The organism is Bradyrhizobium sp. 132 (assembly GCF_023074185.1).
In the GTDB taxonomy this organism is placed as follows: domain Bacteria; phylum Pseudomonadota; class Alphaproteobacteria; order Rhizobiales; family Xanthobacteraceae; genus Bradyrhizobium.
Genome location: NZ_JADPKY010000158.1, coordinates 109874 through 134012, shown reverse-complemented (window position 1 = coordinate 134012; position 24139 = coordinate 109874). Strand labels below are relative to the sequence as shown.

General features: G+C 64.7%; 22 protein-coding genes and 1 pseudogene. 8 read left to right on the top strand and 15 right to left on the bottom strand.

What is annotated here, in order from left to right; genetic code table 11:
* Positions 1-26: 26 nt before the first annotated feature.
* Complete coding sequence (gene mtgA, locus IVA74_RS34440) at positions 27-701, bottom strand: monofunctional biosynthetic peptidoglycan transglycosylase (protein WP_247351711.1); 675 nt, start codon at positions 699-701, stop codon at positions 27-29.
* A gap of 160 nt (positions 702-861) precedes the next feature.
* Between mtgA and IVA74_RS34435 the strand changes: the two genes are divergently transcribed.
* Both IVA74_RS34435 and IVA74_RS34430 read left to right on the top strand, forming a co-directional pair.
* Positions 862-1785: a polyprenyl synthetase family protein gene (locus IVA74_RS34435; RefSeq protein WP_247351710.1), complete on the top strand. Its 924-nt coding sequence runs from the start codon at positions 862-864 to the stop codon at positions 1783-1785.
* A 7-nt stretch (positions 1786-1792) separates the two neighbouring features.
* Complete coding sequence (locus tag IVA74_RS34430) at positions 1793-2482, top strand: DUF1345 domain-containing protein (protein ID WP_247351708.1); 690 nt, start codon at positions 1793-1795, stop codon at positions 2480-2482.
* A 39-nt stretch (positions 2483-2521) separates the two neighbouring features.
* Here the strand turns inward: IVA74_RS34430 and IVA74_RS34425 are convergent, their stop codons facing one another.
* Entirely contained in the window at positions 2522-4354 is a 1833-nt protein-coding gene (locus IVA74_RS34425; protein ID WP_247351707.1) for a caspase family protein, read from the bottom strand.
* A gap of 167 nt (positions 4355-4521) precedes the next feature.
* Positions 4522-4950 carry a GFA family protein gene (locus IVA74_RS34420; RefSeq protein ID WP_247351705.1) on the bottom strand — a complete coding sequence of 143 codons (429 nt, stop codon included), beginning with the start codon at positions 4948-4950 and terminating at the stop codon, positions 4522-4524.
* A 94-nt stretch (positions 4951-5044) separates the two neighbouring features.
* Between IVA74_RS34420 and IVA74_RS34415 the strand changes: the two genes are divergently transcribed.
* From IVA74_RS34415 to IVA74_RS34405, 3 genes and pseudogenes are all read left to right on the top strand, one after another.
* On the top strand, positions 5045-5419 hold the full coding sequence (locus IVA74_RS34415) for a nuclear transport factor 2 family protein (protein WP_247351703.1): 375 nt from the start codon (positions 5045-5047) through the stop codon (positions 5417-5419).
* A 53-nt stretch (positions 5420-5472) separates the two neighbouring features.
* Positions 5473-6343 (top strand): annotated as a pseudogene (gene bla, locus IVA74_RS34410) (class A beta-lactamase).
* A 45-nt stretch (positions 6344-6388) separates the two neighbouring features.
* Entirely contained in the window at positions 6389-7999 is a 1611-nt protein-coding gene (locus tag IVA74_RS34405; protein WP_247351701.1) for a Na+/H+ antiporter, read from the top strand.
* A 22-nt stretch (positions 8000-8021) separates the two neighbouring features.
* Here IVA74_RS34405 and IVA74_RS34400 read toward each other — a convergent pair whose 3' ends face one another.
* The 6 genes from IVA74_RS34400 to IVA74_RS34375 form a co-directional block, all read right to left on the bottom strand.
* Positions 8022-8840, bottom strand: coding sequence for an N-acetylmuramoyl-L-alanine amidase (locus IVA74_RS34400; protein ID WP_247351699.1), 819 nt, complete (start codon positions 8838-8840; stop codon positions 8022-8024).
* Positions 8841-8843: 3 nt separating this feature from the next.
* Positions 8844-10181 (bottom strand): Rieske 2Fe-2S domain-containing protein, encoded by a 1338-nt coding sequence (locus IVA74_RS34395; protein ID WP_247351696.1) that lies wholly within the window; start codon positions 10179-10181, stop codon positions 8844-8846.
* A gap of 85 nt (positions 10182-10266) precedes the next feature.
* On the bottom strand, positions 10267-11163 hold the full coding sequence (locus IVA74_RS34390) for a TauD/TfdA family dioxygenase (protein ID WP_247351694.1): 897 nt from the start codon (positions 11161-11163) through the stop codon (positions 10267-10269).
* Between the two features lie 154 nt (positions 11164-11317).
* Complete coding sequence (gene ispG / locus IVA74_RS34385) at positions 11318-12601, bottom strand: flavodoxin-dependent (E)-4-hydroxy-3-methylbut-2-enyl-diphosphate synthase (RefSeq protein WP_247351692.1); 1284 nt, start codon at positions 12599-12601, stop codon at positions 11318-11320.
* 12 nt (positions 12602-12613) lie between these two features.
* Positions 12614-13567 (bottom strand): DMT family transporter, encoded by a 954-nt coding sequence (locus tag IVA74_RS34380; protein WP_247351690.1) that lies wholly within the window; start codon positions 13565-13567, stop codon positions 12614-12616.
* Between the two features lie 36 nt (positions 13568-13603).
* The gene (locus IVA74_RS34375) at positions 13604-14098 is read right to left on the bottom strand and encodes a transcriptional repressor (RefSeq protein WP_247351688.1); all 495 of its coding nucleotides are present in this window, start codon (positions 14096-14098) and stop codon (positions 13604-13606) included.
* A 157-nt stretch (positions 14099-14255) separates the two neighbouring features.
* Here IVA74_RS34375 and IVA74_RS34370 point away from each other — a divergent pair, with 157 nt between their 5' ends.
* From IVA74_RS34370 to IVA74_RS34360, 3 genes are read left to right on the top strand one after another with little or no spacing between them, the layout of a single operon-like run.
* Positions 14256-14738 carry a MarR family transcriptional regulator gene (locus IVA74_RS34370; RefSeq protein ID WP_247351687.1) on the top strand — a complete coding sequence of 161 codons (483 nt, stop codon included), beginning with the start codon at positions 14256-14258 and terminating at the stop codon, positions 14736-14738.
* Positions 14731-15894: an HlyD family secretion protein gene (locus tag IVA74_RS34365; protein WP_247351685.1), complete on the top strand. Its 1164-nt coding sequence runs from the start codon at positions 14731-14733 to the stop codon at positions 15892-15894. The genes IVA74_RS34370 and IVA74_RS34365 overlap by 8 nt, the downstream gene beginning before the upstream one ends.
* Before the next feature lie 16 nt (positions 15895-15910).
* Positions 15911-17467 carry an MDR family MFS transporter gene (locus tag IVA74_RS34360; RefSeq protein WP_247351683.1) on the top strand — a complete coding sequence of 519 codons (1557 nt, stop codon included), beginning with the start codon at positions 15911-15913 and terminating at the stop codon, positions 17465-17467.
* 41 nt (positions 17468-17508) lie between these two features.
* Here the strand turns inward: IVA74_RS34360 and IVA74_RS34355 are convergent, their stop codons facing one another.
* The 6 genes from IVA74_RS34355 to pcaF all read right to left on the bottom strand — a co-directional run bounded on the left by IVA74_RS34355 (position 17509) and on the right by pcaF (position 24091).
* Positions 17509-18600: an ecdysteroid 22-kinase family protein gene (locus IVA74_RS34355; protein WP_247351681.1), complete on the bottom strand. Its 1092-nt coding sequence runs from the start codon at positions 18598-18600 to the stop codon at positions 17509-17511.
* Between the two features lie 46 nt (positions 18601-18646).
* Complete coding sequence (locus IVA74_RS34350) at positions 18647-20338, bottom strand: HAMP domain-containing methyl-accepting chemotaxis protein (protein ID WP_247351679.1); 1692 nt, start codon at positions 20336-20338, stop codon at positions 18647-18649.
* 209 nt (positions 20339-20547) lie between these two features.
* Positions 20548-21138: a protocatechuate 3,4-dioxygenase subunit alpha gene (pcaG, locus tag IVA74_RS34345; protein WP_247351677.1), complete on the bottom strand. Its 591-nt coding sequence runs from the start codon at positions 21136-21138 to the stop codon at positions 20548-20550.
* Complete coding sequence (pcaH, locus tag IVA74_RS34340; RefSeq protein ID WP_247351675.1) at positions 21139-21840, bottom strand: protocatechuate 3,4-dioxygenase subunit beta; 702 nt, start codon at positions 21838-21840, stop codon at positions 21139-21141.
* Positions 21841-21935: 95 nt separating this feature from the next.
* The gene (locus IVA74_RS34335) at positions 21936-22829 is read right to left on the bottom strand and encodes a dioxygenase (protein WP_247351674.1); all 894 of its coding nucleotides are present in this window, start codon (positions 22827-22829) and stop codon (positions 21936-21938) included.
* Between the two features lie 53 nt (positions 22830-22882).
* Positions 22883-24091, bottom strand: coding sequence for a 3-oxoadipyl-CoA thiolase (gene pcaF / locus IVA74_RS34330; RefSeq protein ID WP_247351672.1), 1209 nt, complete (start codon positions 24089-24091; stop codon positions 22883-22885).
* Positions 24092-24139: the final 48 nt, after the last annotated feature.

Genomic DNA, 24139 nt, shown 5'->3' with positions numbered 1-24139 from the left:
AAAATGCGCCCGAAAAGGACCCGAAATCAGCGATTTTCCCGCCAGCAGGTCGAAAGCGAGCTGGCCTGCGCCCGCGCAACATAGGTCCCGGCCAGCCGCCGGACGCCCGGTCCCGGCGTCCTGGCGCTGCGTTTGACCGGATTCGGCAGGATTGAGGCCAAAAGGGCGGCCTCCCGGGGGGAAAGACTGGCGGCTGGCTTGCCGAAGGCATAGGCGCTGGCCGCCTCCACCCCAAACTGGCCCTGCGGTCCCAGTTCGGCGATGTTGAGGTAAATCTCCAGGATCCGCGCCTTGGGCAGGACCAAGTCGATCCACAGCGCCAGCGGGAATTCCAGCGCCTTGCGGACAAAATCGCGCCCCTGCCAGAGGAACAGGTTTTTCGCCAGCTGCTGGGTGATGGTGGAAGCGCCCCGGAACGGGGTGCCGTCCTCCTGCGCGTCGTCGATGGCCTCACGCAGCGCGCCCCAGTCGATGCCGTGATGCTTGCAGAAATGGGCGTCCTCGGCCGCCACCACCGAGCGCGGCAGTGAGGGCGACATCGCCGCCAGATCGATCCACTCCCGCTGCATCGGCGCGGCCCGGAGCGAGCGCCATGCCATCAGCGTCGAAACGGGATGGCCAATGCGGTAGAACGGCGCGATCGCATAGGGCGCGAGAGCCGCGACCACGAGCACCAGGAGAACGGTTTTGACGACGCGCAAATCAACCTTTCCGGCGCAGAACGTAACGCGGCCACGGGCCCGGCATTAAGTCTGTGATAATTCGGGCGTTTTCCAGCACTTTTTAGGCCTTCCAAACGATTGACTGAGGCGGGCGCATAAAGGATTGTCCCGCCGAATTTTAGTTCTGGAGCCCTTCTTGATGACCGGCACGTCCCCGTCCGATTTCGCCAAACGTCTGGACAAGACCGCTGATGACACCGAGGCGCTGCTCGGGCGCCTGTTGGCGGACGACATCCTGCCCGATGAGATCGCCCGGCCCAAGCGACTGATGGACGCAATGCGCTATTCGAGCCTCAACGGCGGCAAGCGCCTGCGGCCGTTCCTGGTGGTCGAGAGCGCCGCCGTGTTCGGCGTGCCCCGCGAAGCCGCGCTGCTCGCTGGTGCGGCGCTCGAATGCATCCACTGCTATTCGCTGATCCATGACGATCTTCCGGCGATGGACAATTCGGACCTGCGCCGCGGCCGCCCGACCCTGCACAAGAAGACCGACGACGCCACCGCGATCCTCGCCGGCGACGGCCTCCTGACGCTCGCCTTCGACATCATCACCCGCGACGAGATTCATCGCGATGCCAATGTGCGGCTCCTGCTGACGCGCGCGCTGGCGCGCTGCGCCGGCATCGGCGGCATGGTCGGCGGCCAGATCCTCGATCTCGCCGGCGAAGGCCGCTTTGGCGACCGCGAGCCGGTGGACGTGGCGCGTCTTCAGCAGATGAAGACCGGTGCGCTGCTGCGTTACGGCTGCATCGCCGGGGCGATCCTCGGCCAAGCCTCGCAAAAGGAATATCAGGCGCTCGACGATTACGGTCGCGCACTCGGCGAGGCCTTCCAGATCGCCGACGACCTGCTCGACGTCGAAGGCGACGCGGCTGCGCTCGGCAAGCCCTCGGGCCAGGACGCAGCGATGGGCAAGACCACCTTCGTCACCCAACTCGGCCTCGAAGGCGCCAAGCAGCGCGTCCGCGACCTGCTCGCGCGGGCTGACAGCGCCGTGTCGATCTTCGGCGATCGGGCCGCCGTGCTGCAAGCGGCCGCGCGGTTCGTGGCCGAACGGAAGAGCTGATAGCGCTATGGCGAGCGGCAGCAAGGAAGATCTTGCCCTCGCTCGCTTCCGCAAGATGTCGAGGCCGGTGCGCCTGGTGTATGCGCGGCCGCGAACGTTCATATCGCTTGCCGTCGGTATCCTCGTCTGCCTGCTCATACCGGGTTCGTACCGGCTGACGACGCGGCTTGTGCTTGGCTGGGATGCGCTGATCGCAATCTATCTGGTGCTGGTCTACGCGATGATGCTGTGCAACGACCACCAGCACATCCGCCGCGCCGCTGCGATGCAGGACGACGGCCGCTTCGTGATCCTGCTGGTAACGGCGACCGGTGCCTTCGCCAGCATCGCAGCCATTGTCGCCGAACTCGGCGTCCACCGCGGCGCCGCGGAGCTGACCATCGCGATCACCACCATCGCGCTGTCCTGGGCCGCCGTGCACACGACTTTCGCGCTGCATTACGCGCACGACTATTATCGTCACGCCACGCCGGGCGGCCTTCAGTTTCCAAGCGGCGACAAGGAAGACCATGCTGACTATTGGGACTTCGTCTATTTCTCGTTCGTGATCGGCATGACCGCGCAGGTCTCCGACGTCGGCATCACCGACAAGACCATCCGCCGCACCGCCACCGCGCATGGCATCGTGTCATTCATCTACAACACCGCCTTGCTGGCGCTGACGGTGAACATCGCGGCGAGTGCAATCGCGACTTGATCCCGTCGTCCCGGCGAAAGCCCGGACGACCCGGTAGTGTCAGTTACACACCTCGACATTTGCATCGTTGCCGGGGCCGCCGCCGCCGCGATATTCGAGATGGCAGCCGCGGTTGACCGCACGACAGCCGCCGTTATTGCAGAATAGCTGTCCGCCACCTGCGGCGCGGCCGGCGCCGGCCGCAGACGCAACGCCGGCAGCGCCACCAAAGCCGCCCGCCGCACCGGCACCTGCGCCGCCTGCCTGACGACGCTGCCGCACCGGACGGTCTTCGCCGTCGTCGCGTCGCGAGGTCGCGGGCTTGGAAGCCGTGGGCTTTGCGGCACGCTTCTTCTCGCATTCATTGTCGTCGTTCAGCGCATAGCCGTCACGGCAGACGATCCTAGTGCACTTGTCGCCGTCGGCCTTGAAGCCGTGCTCGCAAACCCGCGGACAGACGCGCGACTGTTTTGACTTGACCGTGTCGAGTGCATCGATGATCGCCACCTTCACGTCGAGCTTGGTGCCGGCATAGCGGTTGAACTGCGACAACGACCGCTGCGCGGACGTCGTCCAGTTGCCGTCGGCAGCACCGGAGAAGCAGCCGACGCGGCCGAGCTCGGTCTGCACCGAGCGGCTGAGATCGGCCGGCGCAGTGGCCGGCGTCAGCGACGCGACGTTGGTGCCGGCGGGGCTCGCCGTGCTGGCGGGCGCAGCACTTGGCGCCGTGGCGGCGAGAATGACGCGTTGCTGCTCGGCAGCGGCCGCCTGCTGCTGCGCCTGCTCCTTGGCCTTTTGCGCGGAAAGCTGCACTTGCTCCGCGACCTTCGCGTCGGCGGCTGCCTTGGCCTGCGCATCCTTCTGCGCACCGACAGCAGCAAGGCGATCGCGCTCGGCCTCGGCCTGCTTCGCCTTCTCGGTGGCCGCCGCATGAGCCTGCTCGGCGCCGATTTTTTCAAGCTGAAGCTTGGCGAGGCTCGAATAGAAACCATCGGGATGCTGGGCGAGGAAGGCATCCCACGCCGGCCTGTTGCCGACCTGCAGCGCGAGCTCGTAATCGCGGCGGATGTCGGCCTGCGGATTCAGCGCAGGCGCTGCCGGAGCCGCGGCGGCGACCTTGACCGGCACCAGCGGCACGTCCTCGCCGCCGAGCGAGCCATAGACGAACGGCTCTTGCTTGTTGCCGGTCGACTTGAGCACGTCGTCACGCGCGAAGCCGAAGGCGCGGCGAATGTCGAGGCCCGGTGTCGTCAGATGCTTCGACAGCGCCATGGTAAAGGGGCTGTTGGCGCCGTCGCCGTCCTGAGCCGTGAAGCCGGCCTTGGCCGAATAGGCGATCAGCGTGTTGGGGCTGGTCGGCTCGACCTGGGCGAGGCCGCGGCCGATGCCGCGCGAGGCGACCGTGCGCTTCATGGTCTTGCCGAACGGATTGTCACGGCAGGCGTCCAGGATCACCAGTCGAAGCTGCTTGGCCGGTTCGACCGCGACCAGGACGCGGTCGAGGGAGAGCGCCTCGTCAAAGACGTCGGTGTCACGCTCCAGCTTGGCATCGACAGGGATCAGATAGTTCGAGCCTTCGACCTCGATGCCGTGGCCGGCATAGTAGACCACAGCGATGTCGGCATCGCGGGTCCGGTCGGCGAATTCGCGCAGCACGCGCCGGGTGTCCAGCGCCGTCAGATCGTGCCGGGAATCGACGATGTCGAAGCCGGCCTCTTTCAGTGTCCTGACCATCACCGAACCGTCATTGACAGGGTTCGTAAGCGACGGCGCGTGCTGATAGGCCGAGTTGGCGATCACCAGCGCGACGCGCTTCCCGGCCAAAGCGGGCCCGGCGCCAAATAGCAGCGCGACCGCGAGGAGAAGTGGGCAAAGTCTGAGCGATTTGCGCATGACACGACTTCCGGGTTAAGGGCAGTTCGAGCCCCTTTGGGATGGCTTTAGCAGGGTCCGCCGCGGGCGCTTGTGATGGAGGTGGCGCCGGCGGCAGGCCGAAAGACCCCATTTTGTCGCGCCAGTCCGGTCGCGGTTCGCCGAGAATAGGCGCGCAGCAGGTTCCCTCAGGCATCCCCCACGTGGCCCTGATATTGCGGCAGATTGTCCGTAATCTCGTGCCAGGGCGCCTTCGAGCCCACGAAAATGTGGACGCTCGGTCGGATCGAGGGGGCATCGACCAGGGTTCCCATGGCGACATGGACCCATTTTCCCTCGCGCACCCGGGAATAAAGCAGCGAGCCACAGCGGGCGCAGTGGGCGTCATGGGTGGTCTCGTCGCCGAAGATGAGGCGCTGATCTTCACCATGGGTGATGCGCAGCTTGTCCTGGGTTATTCCGGCAAACGGCTTGAAGGCGGCGCCGGTGGTGCGGCGGCAATTCGAGCAGTGGCAGTTCATCGCATAGGAGAATGCGTCCGCCACCTCATAGCGCACGGCGCGGCAGTAGCATTCGCCGATCAGGATACGAGCGTTCGAATTCTCTGATGCGGTCATCACAGTGTCCTCGCGCAAATGGTACGCACTCCCATAGCGCATTTTGATGAGTACGACTAAGTTCGCCCCGAGCCATCATTCAAAGGGATGACCCATGAGCCAGAACCGCGCGAGCGTCGAAGCCGTCGTGCAATCCTATTTCGATGGACTTTACGAGGGCGATGCCGAAAAACTCGGCGCCATCTTCCACCCCTCCGCCGATTTGCGCTGGGTCGAGAAGGGCGAGCTGCAGGTGCTGACCGTGCCGGACTGGCTCGACCGCGTGCGCAAGCGCCCCTCCGGCAAGGCCGAAGGCAAGCCGCGCGAGGATTTCATCGTCACCATCGACCGTTCGGACGACAAGACCGCCTTCATCAAGGTCCGGTGCCAGTTGCCGCCGCGTTTTTTCACCGACTATCTGGTGGCGATGAAGCTCGCCGACGGCTGGCAGATCGTGTCGAAGTCGTATCGGTATGACCTGCGGGAGTGAGGGGCTTCCCTCCGGCTCGCCGCTGCCTCCTCCGTCTCGCCTGAAAGTCCTCGATGCTTCTCGACCGCCGTTCGCTGCTCGCCTCGCTGTGCTGGATGGCCACATCTCCCGCGCTCGCCGCGGACGCGCAGCCTGAGCTCGAAACGTATGAGCGCGAGAGTGGCGGCCGGATCGGGGTCTATGCGGAGAACCTCGCGACCGGCGCAAAGCTCGCCTGGCGGGCCGACGAACGGTTCGTCATGTGCTCGACATTCAAGGCTTCGCTCGCGGCTTGCGTACTGGCGCGGGTCGATCGTGGCGAGGATCAGCTCGCGGCCATGATTCCGTACGGCAAGGCCGACCTGCTGGAGTACGCACCGGTCGCCAGGCAAAATCTTGCCGCCGGCGCAATGTCGGTCACCGAGATGTGCAAGGCGATCGTCGAGCTCAGCGACAACACCTGCGCCAATTTGCTGCTCGCGCGGATCGGCGGTCCCGCCGCGCTCACCGCCTTCTGGCGGTCGCTCGGCGATAGCACCTCGCGACTGGACCACAATGAGCCCGAGCTCAACCGCTCACCGCCCGGCGATCCCCGCGACACCACGACCCCGGCGGCGATGGCGGGCAATCTGCGGCGGCTGGTGACGGGCGCGGCGCTGTCGCCGGCCTCGCGTGCTCAACTCATGGAATGGATGGTGGGCTGCAAGACCGGCGCGAACCGGCTGCGCGGCGGGCTTCCCGCAAACTGGAAGATCGGCGACAAGACCGGCAACAACGGCAAGGACGCCTCTGGCGATATCGCGGTGGTCTGGCCCAAGCCCGATACGAAGCCCGATGCACCGATCCTGATCGCGGCCTACGCCCAGGGCGGGCACGCCCAACGCTGCGCAGTTCGAAGCCGTGTTCGCGCGCATCGGCCGCATGGTGGCTGAGCGGCTGGCCTGAGCCGCGCCGCATTGACCTTGCGGTTGCTTCCGGCCAAGACAGGCCATGATCGAAGCGAAATTTCAGATCTTTCTCATCCTGCTTGCCGTGTTGGCGGGCACTGCGCTTGTCGCGCGCCGCTTCAACATCGCGCCTGCCATTCTGCTGATGCTCTCCGGTATCGGCCTCGCCTTCGTACCGGGCATTCCGCCGGTCGAACTGCCGCCGGAACTGGTGCTGCTGATGGTGCTGCCGCCGCTGATCTACTCGGCCAGCGTCGCCATGAGCTGGCGCGAGTTCAGGAACAATTTACGCCCGATCGTGCTGCTCGCGGTCGGCGCGGTGATCTTCACCGCGGCGCTGGTGGCGGCCGCCACGCATTATGTGATTGGCCTGCCCTGGGCTATCGGCTTCCTGCTCGGCGCCATTGTCGCGCCGCCCGACGTGGTGGCACCGCTCGCGATCGCGCGCCGGCTGCACATGCCGCGCCGGCTCCTGGTCATCCTCGAAGGCGAAGGGCTCGCCAACGACGCTACCGCGCTGACCCTCTATCGTTTCGCGCTCGCCGCGATCATGGTCGGGCATTTCTCGCTGCCTCTGGCAGCCGGCGAGTTCTTGCTCATCGTCGCCAGCGAGATCGCCTTCGGCATCGGCGTCGGCTGGCTGTCCCTGCGCTTGCGCAAATGGTCCATGGATCCGCAGGTCGAGCTGACGCTGTCGCTGATCACGCCCTTCGTCTCCTATTGGCTGCCCGAGCACGTCGGCGGCTCCGGCGTGATCGCCACCGTCGCCTGCGGCCTCTATGTGAGCTGGAACGGGCCTTTGCTGATCTCGGCATCGACGCGTCTGCAAGGCATCTTCTTCTGGGACCTCGTGATCTATTTGATCGAGGGCTTGCTGTTCCTGCTCACCGGATTCCAGATGCGCGCGCTCTATGAGAAATCGAAGGCGTTTCCGCTCGACGACATCATGATCGCAACCGCCGTGGTCCTGGTGGTCGTCGTGGGCGCGCGCTTCGCCTGGCTCTATCCCGCGACCTATCTGCCGCGGATGTTCAGCAAGTCGCTGCGCGCCCGCGATCCCTCACCGCCATGGCAATGGCCGTTCGTGCTCGCGTTCACCGGCGTGCGCGGCGCCGTGTCGCTGGCGGCTGCGCTGGCGCTGCCTTTCACGTTGCCGGGCGGCGAGGCCTTTCCGTACCGCGACCTGATCCTGTTCGTCGCCTTCGCCGTCATTTTCGTCACGCTGATCGGAGTCGGCCTCACACTGCCACCGGTGGTGCGCTGGCTCGGCGTCGCGGAAGCCGGTCGCAACGAGCATGTCGCCGAGCACGAGGCCGAGATCGCGGCACGCCGCCAGGCTCTCGATGCCGCCCTGAAGTCGCTCGACGTGCTGACCGAGGAGAAGGAAGTCACGGACGAGGTGATGCGGCTGCTGCGCGCACGCCACGAGATTCGCGTCAACCAGCTACCGGACTCGCTCGATCCCGCCCACCACGACGTTTCGGCCGCCGGCACCGCCCTGACGCGTGACCTGATCGAGGCCGAGCGGAAATTCATCCACGACCTGCTGCGGGACGGCCAGATCACCGACGAGACGCGCCGGCGGATCGAGCGGGATCTGGATCTGGAGGAGGCGAGTTTGGCGAACCGGGAGTATCGGGGAGGGCCGCTATAGATTCTCGTCATTGCGCGAGCAATCACCGCCTCTCGCAGAACTCCCTGATCGCCACCGCCACGGCGCCCGCAATCATCTCCTGCCGCCCCGGCGAATTCATCGCCATTTCCTCGTCGCGGTTGATGATCGAGCCAGCCTCGAGCAGCACGGCGGCGCTGCGGGTTTGCGCGAGCACCACGAGCCCGTCATAGCGGTAGACGCCGACATCCTTGTCGAGCAATTGGCGCCGGTAGCGGCCCATCACCGGCAGAGTGTATTGGCTGGCATAGTGCAGGTCCTGCTCTTTCAGCTGCCTGCCGATCATCCGGGCCAGCATCAGGCTGGCGGCGAAGTGCTGGTTCCGCTGCGACACGAATAGAGAGTGGCCCGAAAAACGATCGCTGAAATAGCTGTGCGCGCCGTCGAACTCCCAACTCTCGAGCAGCTTGTCCGGCACCGAATCGTGATGGATCGACAGGAAGAGATCGGCCCGACCGTCATTCGCGGCACTGACCCGCTTGAACAGGCTCGGCCGTGCCTTGCCGTCCATGACGAGCAGGCGGGCTGCGGCGAAGCCTTCAGACTTGAGCTTCGCCGTGATGAGCCTCGCAAGCCGGAAGTTGAAGCCGAACTCCGGATCATTGCGCGCGCTCAACGCGCCGTAGGAGTCCGGCGTGTGCCCGACATCCACGACGATCCTGAAGTTCGGCACCTCGCATTTGGCCGGTGATTGCGGCGGCTTGGGCTTCGCATTTTTTCGCGCGATAGCAGCATGACCGGCGTCAGCAGGCGTCAACGATAGCAAGATCGACGCGACGAGCGGCAAGACGAGACATGCGATGATGCTGCGCGAATGCCTCAAACCCTACTCCGCTGCCGCAATCCTGGGACGGCCGACGAATCCCGCGACGTCGCCAAAGCGTTCCAGCATCACGGCGGGCAAATCCTTGGCCTTACTGGTGACGCAGGCGCCCGAGCGCACGGCGTAGCGATCCTGATGCGCGGCCTGCGGCGGCGGCTCGCCTTGCTGAAGCGCCCGCGCCAGCTCCATCACGACTTTCCGGAAATGCATGATACCGAGATCGGTCGGGCCGAGATGCTCGCGGGTGCGGTCGGCGATCGGGCCTTGGCTGTCCTGGACGGCGGCGTCCTGTTCGGAGACGCCCTTGATGCCGGTGTAGCTCCTGGTCTTCTGGAGTTTGCGGTCGATCAAATAGTCGTTGCCCTTGTGCCGCATCGGCACGTAATTGTCGTCGACCTCCGCGATCACGCCATTGCCGCGGTCGAAGGCATCACGCTCGGCTTGGGTCAGCGGCCGCTCCGGATTCCAGGCATAGGTGTAGATCCAGCAATTGGTGTCAGTGACGGGCACAAAGGTCTGGCCAAAAATGTTCTCGCCCGGCATCGCGCTCGGCGCATAGGCGTGGAACGGCATCAGGAATTGCGCGATGCGCCAGTAGATACTGTCGCCGCCGGTGAGACGCCCACCGGCAATCGTCAGCCCCGCGTCGTGCGGCTGGATCTTGATCACAGGGCGCGGATCCTCCGCGATCCAACGCATGTGGTCGCTCGACATCCGCGCGATCGGATTCACAAAATGCTTCTTGATGTCCAGAACCTCGTTCTCCTCCTTGTCGAAGGAGAGATGGGCGAAGGTGAAATGCGCGGTGTCGATCGAGCCTTCCAGCGCCTGCACCCAGTTGCAGTCCTGCCATTTCTTGCCGACATAGCGGTGCGAGGCCGGCAGCAGCGCCATTTCGAGATCTGGCAATTCGGGCATGACCTCGGCCGGGCCCATATAGGCCCAGATCATCTCGCCCCATTCGCGCACCGGATAGGATTTGATCCGGATGAGGTCTTTGGCGTTGATGTCGGGATAGGAGGTCGGCATGTCGACGCATCGGCCGTCGGTGTCGAACTTCCAGCCGTGATAGACGCAGCGAATGCCGCATTCCTCATTGCGCCCAAGCCAGAGATTGGCGCCGCGATGCGGGCAATACTGATCGATGATTCCGACAGCCCCGCGCGAGTCACGGAAGGCGAGCAACTCCTCGCCAAGCACGATGATCTTCTTCGGCTCGCCGTCCGGCTCGGAAAGTTCTTCTGAGAGAGCCACGGGAATCCAGAACCGGCGCAACAGCTCGCCCATTCCCGTGCCGGGGCCCGACTCGGTCAGGAATTTGTTGTCCTCGGCGCGGAGCATGGCTGATCCTCCCGACGTCTTTGTTTTCGGCAAGATTGGCGCGGACGCGGGAAGACGTCAACGCGGAACGCGGTGCGCAGGCGGATTAAACCGGCCGCTCGCCCTTCACCGTCACGCGCGTGCCGGAGCGTGTGTGCGGCCAGTAGTCCCACATCGCGCGGTGCTGGGCGCAACGGTTGTCCCAGAACGCGATAGCGTTCTCGGTCCAGCGGAAGCGGCACTGGAACAGCGGGTTTTCGGCGTGCTGGTAAAGATAGGCCAGCATCGCGTCGCTCTCGTCGCGCGGGATGCCGTTGATGTGGCGGGTGAAGCCGCGATTGACGTAGAGCGCCTTCCTGCCCGTGACCGGATGCGTGCGCAACACAGGGTGCTCGGCGTTCGGATAGGACGGACGGTCAGCCACGCCGTAATTGGCATAGAGCCCACGATAGATCGGCTCGCCGTCGTGCAGCGCGGTCAGGCCGTCGAGATAGGCCTTCATGCGGTCCGACAGCGCCTCGTACGCAGCGTACATGTTCGCGAACAGCGTGTCGCCGCCGCGCGGCGGGCACTGCTTGATGTAGAGGATCGAGCCCATCGGCGGTTCGAGGTCGCAGGACACGTCGGAATGCCAGCCTTCGCCGTTGGCGCGCGGCGAGTTCGCATCCGCGTAGATCTTCATCAGCGCCGGGTCTTCATCCTCATGCGGCGCGGCAGGATGGAAATGCAGTTCGCCGAACTTGCGGCCGAAGGCGAGATGCTGCTGCGGCGTGATGCGCTGGTCGCGGAAGAAGATGACGAGGTTTTCGGCGAGCGCGCGGTGAATCTCGTCCATCTGCCGGTTGGAGCCGGCATCGTCCGAGACCAGCTTGCCGATGTCGACGCCAGATATTTCCGCACCGATGATCGGGGTGAGCTTTTCGACCGCGATGGTCTCATAGGGCGCGCCGTCGTCCGCCGTATGGCGATAGCGCGGGCCCTGCTTGCCGGCGAGTGAACTCATGGTGTGCCTCCCGATCGTTTTGATTGGGGGCATGGTAGCGCGGGGTGACAGATACGCAATCTGCGCTGCAAACACAGCCGTCGTCCCGGATCTGCGCGCGCTGAGGCGCGCTTGTCCGGGACGACGGCGGAGTGTGAGCCCGAGTGAAGTTAGATCACTCCGCCGCGGTCACCGGCACCTTGGCGCCCTGACCATAGCGCTGCTCGATGTAGTCGATCACGAGCGCCTTGAAGTCGGTGGAGATGGTCGGGCCGCGCAGGGTCCGGAACTTCTTGCCGTCGACGAACACGGGGGCAGCCGGCGCTTCGCCCGTGCCCGGCAGCGAGATGCCGATATTGGCGTGCTTGGATTCGCCGGGGCCGTTGACGATGCAGCCCATCACCGCGACGTTGAGTTCTTCCACGCCGGGATATTTGGTTTTCCAGGTCGGCATCTCGTCGCGGATGAAACCCTGGATCGAGCTGGCCAGTTCCTGGAACGTGGTCGAGGTGGTGCGGCCGCAGCCGGGACATGCCGCAACCAGCGGCACGAAGGTGCGGAAGCCCATGGTCTGCAACAGCTCCTGGCCGACCTGCACCTCACGGGTGCGGTCGCCGCCGGGCTCCGGTGTCAGCGAGATGCGGATGGTGTCGCCGATGCCCTGCTGAAGCAGGATGCCGAGCGCGGCGGATGAGGCGACAATGCCCTTGGTGCCCATGCCGGCCTCGGTCAGGCCGAGATGGATGGCGTAATCGGAGCGGCTGGCGAGAACCTCGTAGACCGCGATCAGATCCTGCACCGCCGACACCTTGGCCGACAGGATGATGCGGTCCTTGGGCATGCCGAGCTCTTCGGCGCGGGCAGCCGAGAGCAGCGCCGACTGCACCATGGCTTCGCGCATCACCGCGCGCGCATCGCGCGGATTGGCCGAGGCGGTGTTCTCGTCCATCAGCCTGGTCAGAAGCTCCTGGTCGAGCGAGCCCCAATTGGCGCCGATGCGGACCGGCTTGCTGTTCTTGTTGGCGATCTCGATGATGTCGGCGAACTGCGTGTCGCGCTTGTCCTTGAAGCCGACATTGCCGGGATTGATGCGGTATTTGGCGAGCGCCTCGGCGCAGGCCGGATAGGCCGCGAGCAGCTTGTGGCCGATATAATGAAAGTCGCCGATCAAGGGCGTGGTGATGCCGCGCTTGAGCAGGCCGTCGCGGATATGCGGGACGGCGGCAGCGGCTTCCTCGCGGTCCACGGTGATGCGGACCATTTCGGAGCCCGCGCGCGCGAGTGCTGCGACCTGGGCGATGGTGCCGTCGATATCGGCGGTGTCGGTGTTGGTCATCGACTGCACGACGATCGGCGCACCGCCGCCGACGGCAACGTCGCCGACCTTGACCTGGGTGGTGTGATGGCGCGGCGCAGGCCCCGCGATGTCGGAATCGATGGTGGTTTCGAGCTTGTTCATGGGGTCCAAATATCAGGTTTTGGTGACGTTCAGCAATGCATCGCGCGGCGCCGCAGCGGATTGGCTGGGACGGTTAACCAGAAAAAGCCCAGCAATTACAAGGACCGCTGCCGCCCCAAATGTCAGGTTCAGGGTGTCGTGCATGATGAAATAGCTACCCACCACGCCAAACAAAGGGGTGATGAAGGTAAAAGCCGACAATTTGCTGGCCGAATAGGTCTTCACCAGCGCGAACCAAAGCGTGAACGTGGTTCCCACCACCCAGATCGCCTGGAAGGCCATCAGGCCCAGCGACAGCGTCGACGGGGTGCGGGGGATGGTCTCCCCGAACAGCCAGGCGGCCGTACCGAGGATCGGGATCGAGGTCGCGACCTGATAGCCGAGTGCCTTTTCTGGCGCCGCGAAGCGCAGCCGGGTGCCCTTGGCAACCAGCGTGGTCGCCGCCCACAGCGCGGCGCCGCCGACGATCATGAGGTCGCCGAGCAGAACATGCGAATCGACATTAGGCTGCGGTACCCCGATCGCGAGTGCGACACCGGCAAAGCTGACGGCCAGCCCCAGCCATTGCGTACCGCCAAGTCGCTCGCCAAGCACCTGGTAGGAGCCGAGCGCGACGAAGAACGGCGCGGTGTAGAGGAACACGACTGCCCGCGACGCCGGTGTGAAGCGCAGGCCCTGGAAGATCAGAACGAACTCGATGCCGAACATCAGTCCGGCGATCACGCCGGGCTTCCAGGTGCCGTCGCGCTCGAAAAATTTAACGCCGCGCAAGCTGCCGATGATGAACAGCACCGGCAGCGCGCCCATCGAGCGGAACGTGGCCTGAAGCATCGGCGGGATGTCCGGCAGCACCAGCTTCACCGCGATCTGGTTGAACCCCCAGGTCAGGCACAGCATGAGCATCAGAGCGATGGCGCCGGCACTGAGGGGACGACCGGCGGACGATAGGGCTTGTGGTGAGGACATGTCTTCCTGAAAAACCGGCGTTGCGCCGTTGTTGCTTTATGCAGCTTTCTGACAATGCGCACAGACGCCCGTGATTTCCACCACGGACAGTTTGGGAGCGAAGCCTGAACTGCGCGCGGCGGCGGTGAGGTCCTTGGCGAACGACGCCGACGGAATCTCACCGACCAGACCACAGCGCTCGCAGATCAGGAACGTCACCGCCGAGGTCGCGTCATGGTGGTGGGCGGCGCAGGCGAGATAGGCGTTGCGGCTTTCGATGCGGTGCACGAGGCCGTTCGTCATCAAGAAATCGAGAGCACGATAGACCGTGATCGGCGCCGGCCGCGGCATCGATTTCGCCAGCTCGTCGATCACTTCATAGGCTCCCAGCGGCCGGTGGCTCGAGAGCAGCGCCCCCAGCACATGGCGGCGGATCGGCGTGAATTTCTGCGTGCGCTGCTCGCAGACGGCCTCGGCATGCGCCAGCGCATCGGCGGTGCAACGGCCGTGATCGTGATCGGGCGCGGGAAAAACCGGCTTTGCGAAGGTCATGGGACCGGCGTTCTAGCATTTCGAAAGGGGAACCCAAAGCAGGACCGGCGGTGCGGCGATCAGCCATGCTCTTGCTGCGGGACAGCATCCCGCTATCCCGCCATGAAATAATCATAAGCTTGCTTATTATATCCCAAGCTTATTGGAGACCAAGCTCATGAGCCGCGGGCCCGTGGACCAGAACTTCCTGTTTACGCTTGCCGAGCTCTATCGCCTGCTCCGCGTCTATGCCGACAAGGAAGCCTCGCGCTTCGGTATCACCCGCGCGCAATGGGCGGTGCTGGCCAAGGTCGAGCGCAGCGAAGGCATGAAGCAGTCGGAACTCGCGGAGCTTCTCGAGGTGCAGCCGATCACGCTGACGCGCCTGATCGACAAGCTCTGCGACAGTGACTGGATCGAACGCCGCAACGATCCTTCGGACCGCCGCGTCAAGCGGCTGCACCTGAAGAAGGCGGGGCGGCAATTGCTCGGACGGATGAGCGGGCTGAAGTCCGAGCTCACGGCCAACGCGCTCGAAGGCATCACTCCGGCGGACGCCCATCGCCTCCTCACCCAGCTCGAAACAATCAAGGAAAACGTGCGTACCGCGATCCAGACATCGGTGGCGGAACAAGCGCGTAAGGAGCAGCGCTATGGCTGATCAGGTTCTCAAATTCCAACCCGAGCAGAAAATCGACAGCGGCAAGCCCACCAAGAAAGCCGGCACCAATCCGCGTCGCCGCCTGATCGCCGGCCTGCGCCGTTATCGCCGCGTCCTGCTTCTGGTCGTGCTGCCGGCCGTCGTCGCCATTGCCGGCCTGACCTTCTATCTCAATGGCGGCCGCTATGTCGGCACCGACGACGCCTATGTCGGTGCCCAGAAGGTGCTGGTGACGCCCGACATTTCCGGCAAGATCGAGAAGGTCATCGTGAAAGAGGGCCAAGTCGTCAAGCAGGGCGACGAGCTGTTCGAGATCGACCCCGTGCCGTTCCGCCTCGCGGTCGATCAGGCAAAGGCCGCGCTCGACCAGTCTCGCACGACCTATGACAATCTCATCGCGAACATCAAGATATACGCACAGATGCTCGATTTGGCGCAGCGGGGCGTCGACCTGAAGCAGCGCGACGTCGAGCGCAAGCAGTCACTGGTAAAGAGCAATTTCGGCTCGCAGCTCGACCTGGACAACGCTGCCAATGCGCTGGTCACCGCTGGCGCCCAGACGCAGTTCGTCAAGCAGCAGTTGTCCAATGCGAAGACCCAGCTGCTCGGCAATCCCGACCTGCCGCTCGAGCAATTCCCGCCCTATGCCCAGGCCAAGGCCAAGCTCGACGACGCCCAGCGCAATCTCGACCACGCCGTCGTGCGGGCCCCGATGAGCGGCGTAGCGACGCAGGTCGAGCAGATCCAGCTCGGCCGCTACGTCACCGCCGGCACGCCGGTGTTCTCCATCATCGACGTCGCCCATCCCTGGGTCGACGCCAATCCGAAAGAAAGCGACCTCACCTACGTCACCGAAGGGCAACCGGTCACGCTTGAGGTCGACGCGTTCCCGAACCATGTCTTCAAGGGCAAGATCGGCTCGCTCTCGCCCGGCACCGGCGCGCAGTTCGCGATCCTGCCGCCGCAAAACGCCACCGGCAATTTCGTCAAGGTCGTGCAACGTGTGCCGATCCGCGTCTATTTCGACGAGACCGACAAATACGTGCGGAAGCTGAAGGCGGGCATGAGCGTCTACGCCACCATCGACACCGGCCATCAGCGCTCGCTCGCCGGCCTGCTCGGCCTGGCGGCGACCGCAGGCCACGAAAACGACTGAGACAAGGACCGATCCGATGTCCGGCCCCCATGCGAGCCTGATGGTCCCCGGCATGCGCCGGAACATGGTGACGATCTGCGCCATGACGGCGACCATCATGCAGGCGCTGGACACCACCATCGCCAATGTCGCCCTGCCCTACATGCAGGGCACGCTGTCGGCCTCGCAGGACCAGATCAACTGGGTGCTGACGTCCTACATCGTCGCCGCTGCGATCATGACGGCGCCGGTGGGCTGGATCTCCAACCGCTTTGGCCGCAAGCGCATCTTCATCGCCTGCGCGGCCGGCTTCACCTTCGCCTCCGTGCTGTGCGGCCTCGCACAGGACATCAACCAGATGGTGCTGTTCCGCCTGCTGCAGGGCGTATTCGGCGCAGCGCTGGTGCCGCTGTCGCAGTCAGTGATGCTCGACTATTACACGCTTCAGGAACGCGCCACGGCGATGTCGATCTGGGGCATGGGCGTGATGATGGGCCCGATCATGGGCCCGTCGCTGGGCGCCTGGCTGACCGAGAGCTATTCCTGGCACTGGGTGTTCTTCGTCAACCTGCCGTTCGGCGCGATCACCGTGCTCGGGCTCGCCGTCTTCATGGACGAGACCGATAAGAATCTCAGCCTGAAGTTCGACTGGTTCGGCTTTGCCGCGCTGGCGATCGGGATCGGCGCACTCCAGCTCGCGCTCGATCGCGGCGAGCAGCTCGACTGGTTCGAGTCGGTCGAGATCGTGACCGAGTTCGCCGTCTCCGGCGTCGCCTTCTATTACTTCTTCGCCCACTCCTTCACGACCTCGCGTCCCTTCATTCAGTTCGCGCTGTTCAGGGATCGCAACTTCCTCACCGGCTGCATCTTCATGACGGTGATGGGCCTCGTGCTGTACTCGACCATGGCGCTGGCTTCGCCCTACCTGCAGAACGTGATCGGTTATCCCATCATGACCGCAGGCGGCCTGCTCGCAAGCCGCGGCTTCGGCACTTTCTTCGCCATGATGATGGTCGGCCGCATCATGCGCTGGATCGAGGCGCGCACGCTGATCATCTGCGGCCTGACGCTGACGGCGGCCTCGCTGTTCCAGATGACGGGCTGGACCGACCAGACCCAGGTGCCGGAAATCGTGGTCGTCAGCGTGATCCAGGGCTTTGGCTTCGGCCTCGTCTTCGTGCCGCTCTCGACGGTGGCGTTCCTGACGCTGCCGAACCACTTGCGCACCGACGGCACCTCAATGCTGACGCTGCTGCGCAACGTCGCGAGCTCGGTCGGCATTTCCATCGTCGTCGCCGAGCTGACGCAGGGCACGCGCAAGACCTATGCGATCCTGTCCGAGAACATCAACCCGTTCAACCACGCGCTCCAGATGCCCAACGTCAGCGGCATGATCAATCTCTCCACCGACGCCGGCCGCGCCATGGCCGACAGGATGGTCAGCGTGCAGGCGCAGATCATCGCCTTCGCGCACGACTACATGTTGGTGATGATCTTCATCCTCTGCACCATCCCACTCGCCCTGATGATCGGCTCGTCCAAGGCCACGCTGCGCAAGCAGTCGGCCGGGCCGGAACATGCGGTGATGGAGTAGGGTGCGTCACAACTTGGACGACGGCGAGCGTGCAGCGCCAACTACCCCAAAAACTCCTCGCACCCCAAATCCTCGACCGCCAGCATCACCCGCTCCAGATTGTTCCACCAGATCACCGGCGGGATGTTGATGCTCCATTGCCAGACCGGCGTGGTGATGTGCCAGAGCACCGACCAACGGTAATCCTGATCGAGCGCGCCGCGCGTATAGCCGCTGACGCCGTGCGCGATCAGCGTCTCGTAGTAACGGTTGAGCAGCGCCCGCTCGAGCGTCTGACGGCGTTCCGGATACCATTGCATCGCCATCATGTAGGCGAGGTCGTTGGTCGGCACGTTGATGTTCCACAGGTCGAAGTCGAATATCCGCACGGTATCGGCGACGCCGGCGCGCGGCAGCAGGAAATTCCAGATGTGGGCATCGCCGTGGGTGATGCTGGCATGACGTCGCAAATGATAACGCTGGGATAGCCGGGCCGACTGATTGATCAGGCGGCGGTAGAAGATGCGGCGCTCTTCGCTGAGGCGATCGCCGAGCAGGTCCGCGAAGCGATCGTAATGGCCGGCGAAGGTCTCCATGTGGGTTGCACTGTCCTCCTCGCTCGCCCAGGTGCCGACGGTCTCGCCGAGACCGGGATGGTCCCACCAGGCCGCGTGCCATCGCGCGAGCGTCGTGACGATCGCCATCGCCTGATCGCGCGACGGTGGCAGCGGCCATTGCGTCGCAATCTCATGGCTGTCGGTGAGGTCTTCGAGCAGAAGATGCCAGGTCTCGCTCTCCTCGTCGAAATGCCCGTCGAAGCAGCGCGGCACAAGCCCCGCCGGCGCTGTTGGCGCGAGCTGCGTATAGAAGGCCACTTCGTGCCGGCCGCCATTTGCAAGCGTCTTTGCGAAGTCGGAATGCGCGGTCTTCAGGATCAGCGATTGCGGGGCGCCGGCGGATTCCCCCACATAGCGCAGGCCAAGGCGGATAATGTGCGACACGACGGTGTCGCGCTGATGCAGCACTTTCACCTCGCGGACTGCGCCGGCGTCCAGCACGCCACTCCTGCGGAGCGCTGCCGTCAGTCGGGCGGGCTCAACGACCGCCGGCAATTGTGGAGGTGTCATAGCCACGATGCCCCTGTCCCGCGTCATACTGCACGATCACGCCCCACGCACCAGCGGCCAACCCGATGCCGGCCTAAGCCGCAGCGGTCGAGGCGCGCACGGTCCTGACCACGACCGACCGGAGCTGTTCGAGATTGGCCGCCATGCCGGCGATCGCCTGTCTGACCTCCGCGGCGCGCTCGTTCACGGAGGCGGCGTCGCGGCTGACATCGCCGATCTTGGCCGAGACCTCCTTCGCCGCGGAAGCCGATTCGGAGATCGACCGCGTGATCTCACGCGTCGCGGCGTCCTGCTCTTCCATCGCGGCGGCAACCGAGGTGGCAACTCCGTCGATCTCGAGGATGTGGCCTCCCATGGTTTCGACGGCATCGACCGCGGCCTGCGTCGAGGCCTGGATCTCGGCAATCAGCCGCGCGATCTCCTCGGTGGATTTGGCGGTCTGGTCGGACAGGGATTTCACTTCGGCGGCGACCACCGCGAAACCGCGGCCGGCTTCGCCGGCACGCGCGGCCTCGATCGTGGCGTTGAGTGCCAGAAGGTTGGTCTGACCGGCGATGCCGCCGATGAGATCGGAGACCTCGGCGATTTTCTTGACCGAACCGGCCAACGCCTGGATGGTCGAACGCGCCTGTTCACGACCGGCGACCGCCGATTTTGTGACCGTGCTGGTCCGCGCGACCTGGGTCGCGATCTCACGGATCGAAGCACTCAGTTCTTCCGCCGCGGCTGAAACGGTTTGCGAGCTGCTCAGGGCCTGGGTGGACGCCGAGGCAACCGCCTGCGACTCCGTGGACAACGACCGCGCGATCTCGGACAGGCTGGAGGCCGCCCGTTCCACGCCTTGGGTCGCAGCGCTTGCGGTATCGACCGAGCGGCCGGTTTCCCGCTCAACCGTATCGGCCATCTGTTGCAGGGCACCACGCTTGGCCAGCGCCGCCTCCTGCTCCTGCTGCAGCTGTTCTTCGCGCAGCCGGGCATTGTCGACTGCCGCCTGCTTGAACACCAGCAGGGCGCCCGCCATCGACCCGACCTCGTCCTGACGGTGTGCGAAGGGGATGTCGGCGGCGAGATCGCCGGTCGCGAGCTTTTGCATCGTGCCTGTCATGCGCACGATCGGGCGCACCACGCCGAGCGCGACGCCGAGCAGGCCCGCGGCAATGAATGCCAGAACGGCGGCGGAAACGCCCATGAAGATATAAAGCATGGAGCTGTCGCGGTCCGCGGCCAGCTTCTCCATGTCGGCATTCTGCTTGTTGGCGCTCTCGACAATGCTGTCGATGACGGCGCGATGTGCGGTGTAGGCATCCTTGAGCTGCGCGTAGGCGCGCTCGGAGGCGGCCGTGTCCTTGGCCTTGAGGGCCGGCAGGAGCTGGTCGGACAACAGCTTCCAGAACTTCTGCACTTCGGCGTCGGATTTCGACACCAGCGCGGTCTTCAGGTCGGCCGAGAGGCTGGAGGTAACCCAGAAAGCCTTGCGCTCGTCGTAATCCTTGCGGAGCTGGACCAGGCGGTCGCCGTGCGCCGCCAGTTGGTCCGACTCGCGCATGGCGAGGGTGGCCTCGAGATAGGCCTCGATCACATATTCCGGCGGGGGCAGGATGTCCGCGATGAGGTCATTGCCGAGCTTGATGTCGGTATAGAGCGGGCCGCCGACCTTGAGCTCGTGCAGGGCGTAGAGGCTGGTGGAGACCACGGCGGTAAAGCCGATGGCGAGGACGATGCCGAAAGCAATGATTGCGGAAGAAAGCGAAAGGCGAATTTTCATGAAACAATCCGATGGGCCGCGCCAAATCCAACGGATCCTAGAGGATTACGGTAAACACGGGATTGCTTCGCGCGGAATTTGCATCGCGCGGACTCCGGAGAACTACGGAAAAACGGCGTCGGCGAGCGGTTTCGGGCAGCGAAAGTTGGGCCCGGTCCTCCGCCATCGTCCCGGACAGGCGCAAGCGCAGATCCGGGACGCCACCTCAGTCACACGTCGAAAAACACCGTTTCGTTGTCGCCCTGCAATCGCAGGTCGAGCCGGTACACTGCCTTGCCGGCCTCGCGTACGGCGGTCAACGTGGCGCGGCGGTCGGCCGGCACCAGCGCCAGCACAGGGTCGGCGGCGTTGCCGGCCTCGTCGCCGAAATAGATGCGGGTATAGAGATGCCGCAGCATGCCGCGGCCAAACACCGCAAGCAGGATATGCGGCGCCTGCGGCTTGCCGTCGGGATCGGGCACCGCGCCTGGCTTGATGGTTTCGAAGGCGTAGTTGCCATCCTTGTCGGTGCCGCAGCGGGCAAAGCCGCGGAAGCTCGCATTTGGCAGCGCGCGCTTGTCCTGCGGATCGGCAAAGCGCCCCTGCGCATCGGCCTGCCAGATCTCCAGCATGGCATCAGGCACAACGACTCCGTCGCCGTCGAACACACGGCCCTCGATGCGGACGCGATCGCCGGTGACGTCGGGAGTCAGCGTCGAGTTCGTGAACGCATCATTCCAGGCGTAGTCGCCGTTCGGCGTCAGGCCATATTTGAAGAACGGGCCGACCGTCTGCGATGGCGTGATCCCATTATCCTGCACTTAATGGTTCTCCATAGGCGTGGCGTTCTTGCCGCGCAGCACGATGTCAAAGCGGTAGCACAGCGCCCATTCGGGCTGGGTATTCTCTAAGTCGAACGACGACACCATCCGCGCCCGCGCCTTCTCGTCCGGCACCGAATTGAAGATCGGATCGAACGGGAACAGCGGATCGGCCGGGAAGTACATCTGCGTCACCAGACGCGTGACGAAAGAATGGCCGAACACCGAGAGATGGATGTGCGCGGGACGCCAGGCGTTGTGGTGGTTGCCCCAGGGATACGCGCCAGGCTTGATCGTGACAAAACGATAATGACCAGAGGCATCGCTCACGGTGCGGCCGGCGCCCGTAAAATTCGGATCGAGCGGGGCCGGATGCTGGTCGCGGACGTGAACGTAGCGGCCGCAGGAATTGGCCTGCCATATCTCGACCAGTGAGTTCGGAACGCCGCGGCCGTCCTCGTCGCGCACATGGCCGTGCACGATGATGCGCTCTCCGAGCGGCTCGCCGGTGTGCTGGGTGGTGAGGTCGCTGTCTCCCTCGCGCACAGTCTCATGGCCGTAGACCGGGCCGGTCAGCTCCGACAACGTATGGCGCATCGGGATCAAGGGCTTGTTCGGCGCGCGCTTGATCGAGCTCTTGTATTCGGGCGATAGCGGCAGCGGATGCGCCTGGTTGCTGTCGACGGGATAGATGAATGTCATTGGCGAACTCCTCCCCGGCCCTGTTCGGTCCGACCGGTCAACGCTTCCGCCAATCATTATAGGATATAACTAATTGGGGGAAGCGGCTTTGAGCCCTATTTGATCGGCGGACGCGGCAGCACGGCCTCGCCGGCTTTGAGCCGGTAGACATGATCGAGCGAATACCAGGGCGTCGCGACATCGCGCTCTGTCGGGTGTGGCGCGTCATGACGCAGGAACTTGCCTATCAGCGCCTTCGTCACGCCGAACTGCACGTCGCTGTCGATATGCGGATCGGCGGGATCGTAGACCTGCGAGATCAGCACCTTGAAGCCGGGCTTGAAGACCAGGGCATGCAGGTGCGCGGGACGATAGGGATGCCGGCTCTGCGCCTCCAGGAGACGGCCGACCACGCCATCGGTCGGAATGGGATAGCCGACCATCATCACGGAGCGGAAAGAGAAGCCTCCGTCCTGGTCGGTCGTAAACTTGCCCCGCAAATTCATGTCGGCCTGCTCGGGGTCCTGGTTTTCATAGAGCCCAACGGGCGACGCGTGCCAGACGTCGACCTCGGCGCCGGCGACGGGACGGCCGTCCTTGTCCACGACGCGGCCGTTGACGAACAGCGGCGCGCCCGGCGTCTCGGAGCGGACGATCGACCCGCCATTCTCCATCCGAGGCGAGTTCAACCGCCAGAACGGTCCGAGCAGCGACTGGTCGGTCTCCGTATTGCCCTGATCGCCATTGTTCAGCAGGCACACCAGCGGCGAGACGCCGAGCGAGCCCGCCATCAGCACGACCTCATTATGCGTGTCGGTCGAGAGCTTGCCGAGCTCGGCGATAACAGCCGTGGCGTCGCGGAATTCCTTCTCGGTCAGACGAACGTCGCGGACGAAGCCGTGCAAATGCTTGACCAGGGAGACCATGATCTGGCGCAGCCGCGGATCGGACGTCCGCTCCATCACCGCCAGGGCCGCGGCCGTGACGTCCTGCTCGCCCGCAATGATCATGGAAGCGGATCCCTAAAACCACTCTCCCCGCAAGCGAGGAGAGTGAAGAGAGCTTAGTTCAACTTCTCGATCGCGACAGCCACACCCTGGCCGACGCCGACGCACATGGTGGCAAGCGCGAGCTTGCCGCCGCGCTTTTCCATGCCGTGCACGGCGGTGAGCGCAAGGCGCGCGCCGCTCATGCCGAGGGGATGACCGAGCGCGATCGCGCCGCCATGCGGATTGACGAAATCGGCATCGTCGGCGACGCCGAGCTGGCGCATGCAGGCGATGCCCTGCGAGGCGAAGGCTTCGTTGAGCTCGATCAGGTCGAAATCACTGATCTTCTTGCCGAGACGCTCCATCAGCTTGCGGGTCGCGGGCACAGGGCCGATGCCCATGATGCGCGGCGGCACGCCGGCCGACGCAAGCCCGAGGATGCGGGCACGCGGCGTCAGGCCATGCTTTTTCACGGCGGCTTCGGACGCCAGGATCATCGCGGCGGCGCCGTCATTGACGCCGGAGGCATTGCCCGCGGTCACCGTGCCGGGATTGCGTACGATCGGCCTCAGCTTGGCGAGGGCTTCGAGCGTGGTCTCGGGGCGTGGATGCTCGTCCTTGTCGACGATAACGGGGCCGGCCTTGCCGCCGGGAATGGTGATCGGAGTGATTTCTTCGGCGAAATAGCCGGCCGCAATCGCCGCACCGGCGCGTTGCTGCGAGCGGATCGCGAAAGCATCCTGATCGGCACGCGACACCTGGAACTCTTCCGCAACGTTCTCGCCGGTCTCCGGCATGGCATCTACGCCATACTGCGCCTTCAGCAGCGGATTGATGAAGCGCCAGCCGATCGTGGTGTCGAAGATGTCGGCAGAGCGCGAGAAGGCTTCCTGCGCTTTGCTCATCACGAAGGGCGCGCGCGTCATGGATTCGACGCCGCCGGCAATCGCGAGCTCGATCTCGCCGGAACGGATGGCGCGGCCGGCGGCACCGACCGCATCGAGGCCGGAGGCACAGAGCCGGTTCAGGGTTTGGCCGGGAACTGAATCCGGCAGGCCCGCAAGCAGGAGCGCCATGCGTGCGACGTTGCGGTTGTCCTCGCCGGCCTGGTTGGCGCAGCCGAAGAAGACCTCGTCAACCTGTGCCCAGTCGAGATTGGGGTGCTTGGCCATCAGCGCCCTGATCGGGGCAGCCGCAAGGTCGTCGGCGCGCACTTTGGCGAGGGAGCCGCCGAAACGGCCGATCGGGGTCCGCACGGCATCGCAGATAAAGACGTCACGCATCGTTGTTCTCCCTGAATGCCGCGATCGGGCCTAAATTCTTCAATGTCG